The 13,534-nt window shown below is 63.0% G+C and carries 10 protein-coding genes; 9 read left to right on the top strand and 1 reads right to left on the bottom strand.

Annotated elements, in window-relative coordinates; genetic code table 11:
- Both AAFG07_RS37570 and AAFG07_RS37565 read left to right on the top strand, forming a co-directional pair.
- A complete protein-coding gene (locus tag AAFG07_RS37570) occupies nucleotides 1–519 on the top strand; it encodes an aromatic-ring-hydroxylating dioxygenase subunit beta (protein ID WP_342724651.1) in 519 nt (172 codons plus the stop codon).
- A gap of 130 nt (nucleotides 520–649) precedes the next feature.
- Nucleotides 650–1,861, top strand: coding sequence for an alpha-hydroxy acid oxidase (locus AAFG07_RS37565; RefSeq protein ID WP_342724650.1), 1,212 nt, complete (start codon nucleotides 650–652; stop codon nucleotides 1,859–1,861).
- Nucleotides 1,862–2,031: 170 nt separating this feature from the next.
- On the opposite strand, the gene AAFG07_RS37560 is transcribed toward AAFG07_RS37565, so the two are convergent.
- Entirely contained in the window at nucleotides 2,032–2,634 is a 603-nt protein-coding gene (locus AAFG07_RS37560; RefSeq protein ID WP_342724649.1) for a TetR/AcrR family transcriptional regulator, read from the bottom strand.
- Nucleotides 2,635–2,865: 231 nt separating this feature from the next.
- Between AAFG07_RS37560 and AAFG07_RS37555 the strand changes: the two genes are divergently transcribed.
- The 7 genes from AAFG07_RS37555 to AAFG07_RS37525 all read left to right on the top strand — a co-directional run bounded on the left by AAFG07_RS37555 (nucleotide 2,866) and on the right by AAFG07_RS37525 (nucleotide 13,532).
- On the top strand, nucleotides 2,866–3,369 hold the full coding sequence (locus AAFG07_RS37555; protein ID WP_342724648.1) for a MarR family transcriptional regulator: 504 nt from the start codon (nucleotides 2,866–2,868) through the stop codon (nucleotides 3,367–3,369).
- A gap of 481 nt (nucleotides 3,370–3,850) precedes the next feature.
- Nucleotides 3,851–4,993 carry an ABC transporter substrate-binding protein gene (locus tag AAFG07_RS37550; RefSeq protein WP_342724647.1) on the top strand — a complete coding sequence of 381 codons (1,143 nt, stop codon included), beginning with the start codon at nucleotides 3,851–3,853 and terminating at the stop codon, nucleotides 4,991–4,993.
- A gap of 127 nt (nucleotides 4,994–5,120) precedes the next feature.
- On the top strand, nucleotides 5,121–6,080 hold the full coding sequence (locus AAFG07_RS37545) for a branched-chain amino acid ABC transporter permease (RefSeq protein ID WP_342724646.1): 960 nt from the start codon (nucleotides 5,121–5,123) through the stop codon (nucleotides 6,078–6,080).
- On the top strand, nucleotides 6,077–7,846 hold the full coding sequence (locus AAFG07_RS37540; protein ID WP_342724645.1) for a branched-chain amino acid ABC transporter ATP-binding protein/permease: 1,770 nt from the start codon (nucleotides 6,077–6,079) through the stop codon (nucleotides 7,844–7,846). Before AAFG07_RS37545 ends, AAFG07_RS37540 begins: the two co-directional genes overlap by 4 nt.
- The gene (locus AAFG07_RS37535) at nucleotides 7,843–8,607 is read left to right on the top strand and encodes an ABC transporter ATP-binding protein (RefSeq protein WP_342724644.1); all 765 of its coding nucleotides are present in this window, start codon (nucleotides 7,843–7,845) and stop codon (nucleotides 8,605–8,607) included. The genes AAFG07_RS37540 and AAFG07_RS37535 overlap by 4 nt, the downstream gene beginning before the upstream one ends.
- A complete protein-coding gene (locus AAFG07_RS37530) occupies nucleotides 8,607–10,004 on the top strand; it encodes an FAD-linked oxidase C-terminal domain-containing protein (protein ID WP_342724643.1) in 1,398 nt (465 codons plus the stop codon). The genes AAFG07_RS37535 and AAFG07_RS37530 overlap by 1 nt, the downstream gene beginning before the upstream one ends.
- Before the next feature lie 42 nt (nucleotides 10,005–10,046).
- Complete coding sequence (locus AAFG07_RS37525) at nucleotides 10,047–13,532, top strand: indolepyruvate ferredoxin oxidoreductase family protein (RefSeq protein WP_342724642.1); 3,486 nt, start codon at nucleotides 10,047–10,049, stop codon at nucleotides 13,530–13,532.
- The last annotated feature ends 2 nt before the right edge of the window (nucleotides 13,533–13,534 follow it).

Below are 13,534 nucleotides of genomic sequence, written 5' to 3'. Positions count from 1 at the left end.
ATGGATCAGAAGGAGATTTCGACGGTCCCGGAACCATCCGGGAGCAGGAAAGGCAGCCTGCTCGAGCGGGTCGAGCAATTCCTGTTCATGGAAGCGCGGCTGCAGGATACGCACGCCTATGACGAATGGGAGGCGTTGTGGACCGAAGACGCGATCTATTGGGTTCCCGCGAACGGTGCGACGAACCCCGAGACGCAAATGTCGATCATCTACGACAATCGCTCGCGGATAGGGGTGCGGATCAGTCAGCTCAAAACCGGCCGACATCACACGCAAACGCCACGATCGGAACTCGCCCGTATCGTCTCCAACGTCGAACTGGTCGAGCAGACCCGAGGCGAAGTCGAGGCGCGTGCCAACGTGTTTATCTTTGAGGATAATCTGCGCGGCGAGACCCTGTGGGCGGCGCGCAATGAATATCGGCTGCGCGTATCGGACGCGGGATTCATGATGGTTCGCAAGAAGGTGTCGCTCGTCAACAACCACAAGCCGATCTCCACGCTGTCCTTCCTCATCTAACCAATCGCGAGTTATGCATGACATCGATTGCCGCGGATCGCGAAACCTGGATTCCTGACGGACCGGTGCTGCTCAGTTACCGCGCGAACGTTGCGACGCTTACGCTCAATCGGCCCGGGAAGGGCGGTTGATGAAACCCCAGGTCCGCGTCCATTCGATCGAAGAGTATCGCGAGTTGGCACGGCGCGCGTTGCCAACGATGATCTTCGACTTTTTCGATGGCGGGGCCGATGGTGAAAATACACTTGCACACAATCGGGCTGCGCTGGATGCAAGGCGGCTTCTCGCTTCGGCACCGGTCAACGTAGGCAGTCGCAGTCAACAGGTGAAGCTCTTCGGCAAGACCTACGCAATGCCGCTTATCATCGGACCAACAGGCCTTGCCGCAGCGGCCTGGCCGAACGGGGACGTAGGTCTGGCCCGAGCGGCCGGTCGGACCGGTATTCCATTTGTCATGAGCAGCGCCGGCACCTGCACGCAGGACGAAGTCGCTTCGGCCGGCGACGGCTCCAAATGGATGCAGCTTTATATCTTCAAGGATCGCGCCTTCAGTGACCGAATCGTCGAGAAGGCAGACGCACTCGGCTTCGACGCGATCGAGGTGACGGTCGACAACGCCGTTGCCGGCAAGAGACTACGCGACGCGCGCAACGGATTCTCCCTGCCGTTCCGGTGGACCCCGGCAAAGCTCGCGAGCCTCGTCGCGCATCCCCGCTGGAGTTTGAGGATGGCGCGAACGGGCGCTCCACAGCTCAAGGTCATGGCCGAAGGGCTCGGGCTTAGCAAAACCGACACGATCGCCGAGCTCATGCAGAGCCAGTTCGATGCGTCCATTTGTTGGGACGACGTCGCAAGGCTACGTGATCGCTGGAAGAAGCCCCTGATTGTCAAGGGGGTGCTCGATCCCGCACATGTCGCCAAGGCTCTGGCCGTGGGAGTCGATGGTTTGGTGATCTCAAACCACGGCGGGCGGCAGCTCGATGGGGCGGTGGCGCCGATCGATGTTCTGCCGGAGTTCGTAGCGCAGGCGCAAGGGAAGCTGACGTTGCTGGTAGACAGCGGCTTCCGGACCGGCGTTGATATCGCCCGCGCGATCGCGCTTGGCGCGAATGCTGTCCAGATCGGGCGTGCCACGCTCTATGCGCTCGCGGCCGGAGGTGAGGACGCCGTGTTCCATGCGCTCGGCCTCCTGCATGCCGAACTCGACGTCGCTCAGGCGCTCCTCGGCGCCGCGCGGATCGAGGATCTTCGTCCAGAGATGATCCGGCGACCGGTAACAAGCCCATTCGCACCCGGCCCCGCAACAGGTGGTGACGTCCTGGCTTCGAGTGGTCGTTCTTAGCCTAGGAAGGGTCGTGGCAGCAAAGCGCTGTTCGGTGATACCGAGCCTGTCTGTTGTCCGCGCGCTCCTGCACCAGCTCGCTCCGTCAACGTCGCGCGAGATCGGGCTCAACTATTTCATTTGAAGAGCGATTGTTCGACGAGAGGCGGAGCCTGGAAATGGAGAGCGGCTCAGAAGGCCTTGGACTTGATGTAACCGTCGAGAAACAGGCTGACCGCACGATCGGCAAGCTCGGTCGGCAGTACGTCTCCGTCGGGCTTGAACCAGGTATAGGTCCAGTTGATCATGCCAAAGAAGAGCATTGCATCGATATGCGCGTTGGATGCGTCCCTTGCGCGATCGGGGCGTATTTTTGCGAGGATGTCGGTGACGATCTGAATGAGCTGCCGCTGCTTTTTGATCACATCCTTGCGTACGTTGGTTGGCAGGAATTCCAGGCAGGTCAGCATCACCGCATGCTTGTCGCTTGATACGGCGTAAATCTCCATGAAGAAGCGGATCAATCTGCGAAAGCGCGCCACATCATTTTCGCGTCCGGCAAGGATGTCGTTACAGCCTGCCAGCAGTTTGTCGACATGCTCGGTCAGCATGAAGACGAGGATGGCGTCCTTGGATTCGAAATAGTGATATAGACGGGATTTCGAGCAGCGACACGCCGCGGCGATATCGTTGATGGAGGTGGCGGCATATCCGCGGTGGGCGAACAGCGAGGCAGCCTGCTTGACGATTGATTCCTGTATGTTGTCGTAGTCGGGCGAGCGCGGTCTCGTCACAAGCTTTCCTGTCTATCGTTCGAACGATCGGACTATATACCCTCGCACCTGCTTCGGGGCAATCGAGCAGGTCGTGCAGCCATCGAGGCTTGAGCAATTCCGGTCAATGCTGGACACGCGTCGTTTTGGCCCGGTAGCGCAGCAAAGTTGCTTGCGCCAAACCCCACGAAGCATTGAAGCCAGGGGCGGGCAATCTATTTGCGCAATGATAGTAATCTGAAAGGACGTCTCATGACGAAAGCGAAGGAGGAGGCACTCCCGGCGCTTCGCCTCGGCGAATGGCTGCCATATCGTCTTTCCATCATTGCGGGACGGGTCGCCCGCCCTCTGGAGGCCTTCTACGGTGAGCGTTTCCGCCTGAGTCAGGGGGCCTGGCGCGTGCTCGCAGTAGCTGCGGATCGAAGCGGAGTGAATGCGTCGGAGATATCCAGGGCTTGCGAACTTGATCCCTTCGCGGTGAGCCGCGGCATCAGTCAGCTCGTTGACCTCGGTTTCGCCGAGCGAAGCAGTGCGAAGGCCGATCGACGGTACGCGTCCGTGACGATTACGTCGGCTGGAAAAGCTGCATTCGACGAGATAGCGGCGATGGCGCGTGTCATTGAGGATGACCTGCTTGGTCCGCTCGCCGCAACCGAACGTCGATTGCTCAGTCAAGCGATAGCGAGCCTTGAGGTGGTCAGCGCTCGCATCGAGGCGGCTGGCTGGCATGCGTTACGGGAGCGAATAAACCCATGATACAAGTTGTGCTCATCCGGCCCAGCTTGTCTCAGGGGGGCTGCCTAACCTGTCGCATTGGGAATGAGGGTGGCCGGCTAGCTGCCTCTTTCGCTCGGGAGAAGGCCGCACTCTTCAGCCGGTATTGCCTGTGGGTGGCGGGATCGGGCGGCCTGCATCCAGGCGGAGGCGATATGCGCATCCAGTCGGGCCGTCCCTCGAGCCACTTCCGACAGCGTTCTGCGTTGCAAGCCGCGCATTGACGGAAAATCCAGGGTTTCAACATCGGCGTGAAACGATGTTGTCCTCCCGGTCGTTTGCGCACGGCGCTTTCTCAACACCAGGATCGAGTCAACAAACGTCGCGGGTTCTCATTTTTTTCTTTCTTAGTCCGACCGTTTGGTCTAAGAAAGAGCTCGACGGTCTCTGTGAAGTGGGGCCGCACGCGCGCGAGGCGGCGATCCGTCGGCGAGCGGAAAAAAAACGGCCTTGAGGAGGATCCATGAAGAAATTGATCATCGCCGTGGTCGCAATGCTGACCCAGGCGGTTCCGACTCATGCCGAGGTCAGGATTGGGGTGATAATTTCGGCGACGGGGCCGGCCGCGTCCGTCGGCATCACTCAGCAACGCGCCGTGACCATTCTACCGCGAAAACTTGGCGGGCAGGATGTCCGCTACATCCTGCTCGACGATGCGTCCGACGCGTCGACGACTGTCACGGACGCTCGCAAGCTGATCACGGACGAGAAAGTCGATGCGATCGTCGGCCCGAGTCTCACCCCGAATTCGCTGGCGCTCCTCGACATCGTGGCGGAGAGCAAGACGCCGATGATCAGCCTTGCCGGATCGGCGCTGATCGTCGACCCGCCGACCGACAAGCGCCGCTGGGTGTTCAAGACGCCGCAGAGTGACGCGCAGATGGCTTCCATCGTGCTCGATCACATGAAGCGCAAGAACGTCAGAAGCGTCGGTCTCATTGGCTTCACCGACGCCTATGGCGAAGGCTGGATCAAGGTGCTGACCGGTCTCCTCGATGGCGCCGGCATCAAGGTTGTGGCGTCCGAGCGATATCAGCGCACCGACACGAGTGTGCTTGGCCAGGTTCTCAAGATCACCTCGCAAAACCCCGACGCGGTCTTTGTCGCCGCATCGGGCACGCCCGCGGCGCTGCCGCAAACCACGCTGGTCGAGCGCGGCTACAAGGGTCTGATCTATCAGACGCACGGCGTCGCCAATAACGACTTTCTTCGCATCGGCGGTAAGGCGCTCGAAGGGACCTTCGTGCCGGCCGGTCCGGTGCTGGTGGCGGAGCAGTTGCCCGACGGCCATCCGGCGAAAGCGGCTGGCCTCGACTTCATCGAACGTTACGAGGCGATCCCGGATGCAGGCGCGCGCTCGACCTTCGCTGCCTATCTCTGGGACGCGCAGCTTATCCTCAACAGGGCAATTTCCGTCGCCTCCGACATCGCCAAACCTGGAACGGAAGAGTTTCGGGTGGCCCTGCGCGACGCCATCGAGAACGTCAAGAACGTTGCCGGGCCGAACGGGGTCTACAACATGTCGCCGGCGGATCATCTCGGCCTCGACGAACGTTCGCGCGTGATGACGCAGATTGTCGACGGAAAATGGCGTCTGGTGCAGTGATGCGCCTCTGCCGATTGGCTTGTCGCCGAGAATCACGCGAAGCAGCATGAACACCGACGTTGCATTGATCCTTCTGCAGGACGGACTGGTCAGCGGCGCAGTCTATGTTCTGCTGGCGACTGCGCTCGTGCTGGTGTTCTCGGTCACCCGTGTCGTCTTCGTGCCGCAGGGCGATCTGGTTGCATTCACCGCGCTGACCTTGTCCGCCTTCGAAGCCGGTCAGCCGCCGGGCACCGTTTGGATCTTGATCGTCGCCGCCGCGATCGCCCTCGCACTCGATGTCATCGAAGCGGTGAGGTTGCGGGATCGGCTACACGCAATGCGGTCGCTGCTGCGCTTTGGCCTGGTGCCGGCGGCGATCGTCATGGCAGCGTTGTTCCTGGTGCCGAAGACGGCCCCGCTGGCCTGGAAGATGGCCGTAAGTGCCGCCTTGATCGCCTGTCTGGGTCCGTTGATCTACCGGATTGTCTTTCAGCCGCTTGCCTCGGCCTCCCCGCTGGTCCTGCTGATCGCAGCGGTCGCGGCGCATCTCGGGCTGAGCAGCATTGGGCTGCATGTTTTCGGTGCGGAGGGCGTGCGCACCGAAGGCTTTTCCGGCGCTCCGTTTGCCCTGTTCGGAATGATCGTGACACCGCAGGCCGCCGGCGTGCTCGCCAGCAGCGCCGCGGTTGTCACAGCGCTCTACCTCTTCTTCCGTTTCTCGCTGCGCGGGCGCGCTTTGTTGGCGGCAGCGCACAATCGGCGCGGTGCGGAAATCGTGGGCATCAGCACGGTGGCGGCTGGCCGGACGGTGTTTCTCTTGACGGGGATCGCCGCTGCGATTTCCGGACTGCTGATCGGGCCGACCACGACACTTTATTATGACTCCGGCTTCCTCCTCGGCCTGAAGGGCTTTGTCGGTGCCATCGTCGGCGGCATGGCGGTCTATCCTCTCGCCGCTGCGGGCGCACTGCTGGTTGGCACGGTGGAGGCTTTTGCTTCGTTCTGGGCCAGCGCCTATCGCGACGTCATCGTCTTTCTTGTCATCATTCCCGTGCTGTTCTGGCGCTCCGTCTCAACAGTTGCGCCGGAGGATGGTCTCGAATGACGCGCCTGATCCGGTTTGCCCCCTTGCTTGCACTCGTTGTGGCGGCAGCGTCGCCGGTGCTGTTGCCGGTCTATCAGGTCGAGGTCATCACGTATGTGATGATCGCCGCCATCGCCTGCCTCGGCCTGGTGCTCATGACAGGCGTCGCCGGCATGGTATCGTTCGGCCAAGCGGCATTCGTCGGGCTTGGCGCCTATGTGTCCGGGTATCTGTCGACGCGCCTTGGATGCTCGGCCTGGATCGGGCTTGTCGGCGCCGTGATGACTGCTGGCGTCGTTGCCGGATTGATCGGCGCCGTTACCGTACGCATGAGCGGACATTATCTTGCGCTGACCACGCTCTGCTTCGGCATCAGCTTCTACTTTCTGGTCGGCAATTCCGAGATGCTCGGCCGCTTCAACGGCCTGACAGGGATTGCGCCGGTAAGCGTCGGCGGATTCGATCTGCGCAGCGAGCGGCAGGGCTACTATCTGGCGCTGGTCACAATCGTCCTGGTAATGGCCTGGTGCCGTCAGTTTTTGGCGTCACGGACCGGGCGCGTCCTGCGCTCGTTGCGAACCGGGCCGGCGATCGCCGAGACGTTCGGCGCCAATGCCTATCGCTATCGCTTGACGGCCTTCGTGCTCGCCGCCGTCATAAGCGCCATCGCGGGCTGGCTCTACGCCCACGCGCAGCGCTACCTTAGCCCGACGCCCTTCGGGCTCACCGCCAGCATCGACTATCTCTTCATGACGGTGATCGGCGGAAGCAGCCAGCTATGGGGCGCTGTGCTAGGCGCGGGCCTCGTGACCATCATCAAGCACGAGTTGCAGGATCTCCTGAAAATCGTGTTCGGTCCGACCACACGGCTCGAGCTCCTGGTGTTCGCAGCCATCATGATCGTGGTGCTGCAGAAGGCGCGGAAGGGCCTATGGCCGTTGTTGGAACAGTGGATCGCGCCGAAGGCCGCTCCGGCCCTGGATATCGAACCGGTGATTCTGCCGCATCGGCGGCCAAAGCCCGAACATGGCCTGACCGTGGTTACGGCAAGTCACCTTCAGCGACGGTTCGGGGGGCTGGTTGCGGTCGACGACATCAGCTTCCATGTCAAGAGCGGTGAGATTCTCGGCATTCTGGGCCCCAACGGTGCGGGCAAGACCACACTGTTCAATCTCATCAGCGGCGCGCTGCTGCCCAGCCAGGGCGAGCTGAGCTTCCTCGGCGCGCCGCTGTTGCGGGCGAGCGCGCGCGATATGTGCCGGCGCGGCCTTTCTCGGACTTTCCAGCATGCTGCGCTCGTGCAAGACATGACGTTGCTGGAGAATGTTGCAATCGGGGCGACCCATCTCGGTCGCTGCGGCCTGTTCGCCAATTCGCTCCGCCTCGATCGCACCGAAGAGAGGCAATTGCTCGGATGGTCGAGGCATCTGCTCGATCGCGTAGGGCTTGCGGACAAGGCGTTCGAGCTCGCCGGCAACCTGTCGCTCGGCCATCAGCGGTTGCTTGAGATTGCTCGCGCGCTTGCGGCCGATCCCGTGCTGTTGCTGCTCGACGAGCCTGCGGCTGGATTAAGGATGAATGAGAAGGTCGCGTTGGCCGAGCTTCTCGCGCAGTTGCGGCGCGAGGGCCTCGCGATCGTGCTGGTGGAGCACGACATGGATTTCGTGTTCCGCCTGGCCGATCGGTTGATGGTGATGAATTTCGGCCGCCGCATCGCCTACGGTCGTCCCGACGACGTTCGCGCCGACACCGGCGTGCAGGAAGCCTATCTCGGAGCGGCAGCATGACGGCCCTTCTGAGGATCGAACGCTTTTCGGTCAGATATGGCCGGCTGCTCGCGGTGAGCGATGTCTCGCTCGAGGCGCATGCAGGCGAGGTGACGGCGGTAATTGGGCCGAATGGCGCGGGCAAGACCTCGCTGGTGAATGCGATCATGGGCCTCATTCCTTTCGAGGGCAGCCTTGCGTTTCCAGCCTGGCCCTCGGCGGCGCGTTCGATCGAGGCGCGGATAAGGGCACGCATTTCCCTGGTGCCTGAGACGCGCGACCTGTTTGGACCGATGAGCGTCCTCGACAACCTAAGGCTCGGCGCGTTCGCGCTGCGCGGTGAGGTCGGCTTCGACATGGCGTCGCGGCTTACCGAGGTTTTCAAGCTGTTTCCACGCCTTGCCGAGCGGCGCGAGCAGCGCGCCGACACATTGAGCGGCGGAGAACGGCAGATGCTGGCGCTCGGCCGCGCGCTGATGCTGCGTCCGTCGTTCCTGATGCTTGATGAACCGAGCCTCGGCCTTGCGCCGCTGATCGTCGCCGAGATGTTCCGCATCATACAGCGCCTGAAGGATGATGGCGTCTCTATTCTCCTGATCGAGCAGAACGCGCGTGCCGCATTGGGGATTTCCGATCGCGCCTATGTGCTCGAGAACGGAGCGGTCCATCTTGCCGGCGGGGCAAGTGAAATTGCGGCCGACCCGCGCATCATTGACGCCTATCTCGGTGGGTCGATGACGGCGGCTGACGATGGCCGGCAGCGGCTCTCGGGGAGGCGATAGTGAAGCAGAACACGACGCAGGCGATCACCCGTCTCGGCGGCCGCTTCGGCGATCAGTTCACGACCGCTGACGCAATCCGCCGCCATCACGCCACCGGCGTCACCGCGCATCGCACCGAGACGCCTGACGCCGTACTGTTCGCACGCGCCACCGCGGATGTCGTCGATGCGGTCAGGATCTGTCATCAACATAGCTGCCCCATCGTGCCCTTCGGCACGGGTACCTCGACCGAGGGGCAGATCAGCGCCGAGCAGGGCGGTGTCACCATCGATCTTTCCGGCATGAACCGCATCCTGCGTGTGTCGGCCGACGATCTCGATTGCAGGGTGGAAGCAGGCGTGACGCGCAAGACGCTGAATGCGTCACTGCGGGATACCGGATTGTTCTTTCCGGTCGACCCTGGTGCCGATGCATCGATCGGCGGCATGGCATCGACCCGGGCTTCCGGTACCAATGCCGTGCGGTACGGAACGATGCGGGAGGTCGTCATGTCGCTGTCCGTGGTGCTCGCCGATGGTCAGTTGATCGAAACCGGAACGCGGGCGAGGAAGTCGTCGGCCGGCTACGACCTGACGCGCCTTTTCGTCGGCGCGGAGGGAACGCTCGGCATCATCACCGAGGCGACGCTGCGGCTTGCGCCGATCCCCCAGCGTATCGCCGCTGCCGTCTGCACATTTCCGACCGTACGAGCTGCTGTATCGGCCGTGGTCGCAGCACTGCAGAGCGCTATTCCGCTTGCACGTGCCGAGCTTCTGGATGCGTTGCAGGTCGAAGCCTGCAACCGTTACTCGAAACTTAACCTTGCCGTTTGCCCGACGCTGTTCCTGGAATTCCACGGCACGGATCGTGCGGTCGACGAGCAGGTCGAGATGATGGCCGAGATCGCCAAAGAGTACGGCGGCGGTGACTTCCGATGGGCTACGGCGACCGAGGAACGAAACCGGCTTTGGCAAGCGCGTCACGATATCTGGTGGGCGGCGTTGGCCCTGCGTCCGGGCTCGCTGGGAATCCCGACCGATATCTGCGTGCCGATTTCGGCGCTGCCCGAGGTCGTTGCGCAGACGCATGCGGATGTTGCCGAACTTGGGCTGATCGCCCCGATGTGCGGCCATGTGGGCGACGGCAACTTTCATCTCTGCGTCCTGGTAGGGCCAGATGATCACAACGAGCAGGCGCGCGTCACCGAACTGAACGCCCGCATGATCGCGCGCGCACACGCGGTTGGCGGGACCTGTACGGGCGAGCACGGGATCGGCACCGGCAAGATCGGCTATCTCGCCGCAGAGCGGGGCGAAGCGATGGCGGCGCTTTGCGCAGTGAAGCGTGCGCTCGATCCCCGCAACATCATGAATCCCGGGAAGATCCTGGATGTCGGCGCGTATCGTCCCTACCAGTAGCGGCGCGATGCACGTGACAGCAAACGAACAGGGAAGCTTGTCATGTCTCTACTCGAACCCGACCAAGGCGGCGTCGATCTCCGTTATCGCCTCGAGGATGCCGTAACCCGGCCGGAAGGGCGCGTCTTTGCGTCGGGTACACAGGCGCTGGTGCGCATGATGGTCATGCAGCGGCTCGCTGATCGCCGTGACGGGATCCGCTCGGCAGGCTTCATCAGCGGCTACCGCGGCTCGCCGTTGGCGGGCGTCGATACGGAACTGTGGCGGGCGAAATCTGCGCTCGGCCAGCACGAGATCAGATTTCTACCTGCGGTGAACGAGGATCTCGCTGCGACCGCCGTTTCCGGCACGCAGCGCGTCGGCGGCGACCCCAATCGCACGGTCGATGGCGTGTTTGCGCTCTGGTACGGCAAGGGGCCCGGGCTCGACCGGGCCGGCGATGCGATCCGGCATGGCCATGCCGCAGGCGCGTCGGAGAAGGGCGGTGTGCTGCTCGTCGTTGGCGACGACCATGCCGCGACGTCGTCGACCATTCCAAACGCGAGTGACTGCTCTCTGTTGGGATGGAGCATGCCGGTCATCCACCCCGGAAGCGTGGATGAATTCGTCTTGTTCGGCCTCTGGGGGTGGGCGGCGTCGCGCTTTTCCGGAGCCTGGGTCGCCTTCAAGGCGATCTCTGAGACCGTCGAGAGCAGCCGGAGCTTTCGCTCTGAAGCGTTGCCGCGGTTTGCGGGTCCCGACCTGGAGAACCTGACGCGCGAAGATCTTGGCTATGCTACGCGTGATTTTCTGACCCCGGCCATCGAAGTCCGCATGATGCGCCGGCTCGAAGCGATTTCGGCCTTTGCGCGTGCCAACCCGCTAGACCGGCTCTTGATCGGCTCGCCGCGCGCCGAAATCGGCATTGTCGCGGCGGGCAAGACCGCGCTCGACGTGGTGGAAGCTTTGTCGCGCGCCGGTCTTCCGCCCGAACGACTGGCCCAAGCGGGCGTGCGCATCTGGAAGCCCGGGCTCGTGTTTCCGTTGGACCGCGATGGTTTCGAGACATTTTCCGCTGGATTGAAACACATCCTGGTCGTCGAAGAAAAGACCAGTCTCGTCGAAGATCAGGTCAAGGACATCCTGTTCAACCGCCCGGCCGATCGCAGGCCGAGCATCGCCGGCCGCCGCGATCTGCATGGCGCGCCGCTCATCTCGGCGCTTGGACAGCACAGGCCGTCCTCGCTGCTTGGCCCGCTGTCGATGTGGCTGGCGGCGGTCCGGCCTGACCTCGCGTTGACCGGCGCCGCGACGGCGTTCGAGAAGCCGCCGGCGCTCAGCAATACGGCGGACGGCATGCGCCGTCTGCCGTATTTCTGTTCGGGCTGTCCGCACAATTCCTCGACCAAGGTGCCGGAGGGCAGCGTGGCACTGGCTGGGGTCGGCTGCCACTTTATGGCGAGCTGGATGGATCGGCAGACCTCGGGCCTCACCCAGATGGGTGCCGAAGGCGTCGACTGGGTCGGGCAGGCCAGCTTCACCACGACGCAGCATGTGTTTCAGAATATGGGCGAGGGCACCTATTTCCATTCTGGCTATCTTGCAATCCGGCAGTCGATCGCGGCCGGCAACAACGTCACCTACAAGATCCTGTTCAATGACGCGGTGGCGATGACCGGCGGGCAGCCGGTTGACGGCCAGCTGACCGTGCCGCAGGTCGCACGCCAGATGCTGAGTGAAGGCGCGAAGAAGGTGGTGGTGGCAACCGATGACGTCGTGCGCTACGCCGGCGTCGCGCTCGAGCCCGGTGTCTCCGTGCACGATCGCCACGAGCTGGATGCGATCCAGCGCGAACTGCGCGCCATCAAGGGCGTCACCGTCCTGATCTACGACCAGACCTGCGCGGCGGAGAAGCGCCGCCGCCGCAAGAGGGGCACTTACCCCGATCCCGACAAGCGCCTGTTCATCAACAGCGCGGTGTGCGAGGGCTGCGGTGATTGCGGCAAGGCCTCCAATTGCCTCTCGATCGTGCCGCTGGAGACTGACCTTGGCCTGAAACGTGCCATCGATCAGACCTCTTGCAACAAGGATTTCTCCTGTGTCGACGGCTTCTGCCCGAGTTTCGTCTCCGTGATCGGCGGCAAGCTCCGTAAGCCGCAAGCCTCTGCCACGGATTGGATCGCACGCGCCGAACGCCTGACGAAGCCGTCGCTCGCACTGCCCGAAGGCCGGCCGCACAATCTGCTGATCGCCGGTGTCGGTGGTAGCGGCATCATCACCGTTGGTGCCATCGTCGCGATGGCGGCGCATCTCGATCACCTCGAGGTCGCCGAGCTTGATTTCACGGCGGTGGCCCAGAAGGGCGGCTCGGTGATGTGTCATTTGCGGCTCGGCCGCCCCGGAACGCGGATCAACCAGCCGCGCATCGACTGGGGCGAGGCCGACGGCGTGATCGTGGGTGATCTTATCGTCGGCAGCCTGCCCGATAGCCTCGGCACTATCCGTCACGGTTCGACGCGGGTGCTCGCCAACACCCATATCGGTTCCACAGCGGAATTTACCCGCGACCCGGATTTCGACTCCCGCGCCGACGAGCTGTTGAAGAAGGTGCGCCATGCCTCGAGCGGGGAGATGCTGACGAGCTTCGACGCGCACAAGCGCGTACAGGATGAGTTCGGGGATTCGACCGCCGTCAACATGGTCCTGATCGGTCATGCCTGGCAGCAAGGGTTGATCCCGGTCAGCGAGGCGGCAATGTTTCAGGCGATCGCGCTGAACGGCGTGGCGGTCGAGTCCAACAGGCGCGCGTTCGCCTTTGGGCGCGTAGTGGCTGCCGGGGCAGCGCAAATGGCCGTCGTCGCTGCCCAGCCGGAGGATTGGCGCGTGCTTCTGCAACGGCGCATGACACAATTGACCGACTATCAGAACGCAGCCTACGCGGCGCGGTACTGCGATTTGGTCGAGCGATGCGCCGCGGCCGAGCGGCGGCTCGGCGTTCGCGCCGGTCTGCCATTCGCCCGCACGGTGGCGAACAATCTGTTCAAGCTCATGGCCTACAAGGATGAATACGAGGTCGCCCGGCTCTACCGGAGCCCGGAATTCGCGGCGGCGCTGAGCCGGCAGTTCGACGGTGACTTCACGCTCCGCTTCCATCTTGCGCCCCCATTCGTTGCAAAGCCGGGGTCAAGCGGTGCCGAGCCACGCAAGCTCACCTTCGGCCCCTGGATGATACGTCTGTTTGCGCTGCTGGCCCGCTTGAAATTCCTGCGGGGGACGCCGCTCGATCTCTTCGGCTACAGCCACGAGCGCAAGACGGAACGTCGCCTGATCGGCGATTATCGGACGCTCGTCGAACATCTGCTAGCCGGCTTGTCACCGGCGACGCTCGATACTGCCGTGCGGCTGGCGGCGCTGCCTGAGAGGATCAGAGGCTTTGGTCACGTCAAAGCGAGAAGTCTCGTCGCAGTGGAGCGGGAGCAGCAGCACCTGATCGGGCAGTTCGATGCGATCCGCGCGCCGCTCCCCGGAGAGAACAAGGGAGCCGCGTAGGG

This window comes from Bradyrhizobium sp. B097 (assembly GCF_038957035.1).
GTDB lineage: Bacteria > Pseudomonadota > Alphaproteobacteria > Rhizobiales > Xanthobacteraceae > Bradyrhizobium.
Note: the sequence above shows the minus strand (reverse complement) of the source record. Positions and strands in the feature narration are given on the sequence as shown.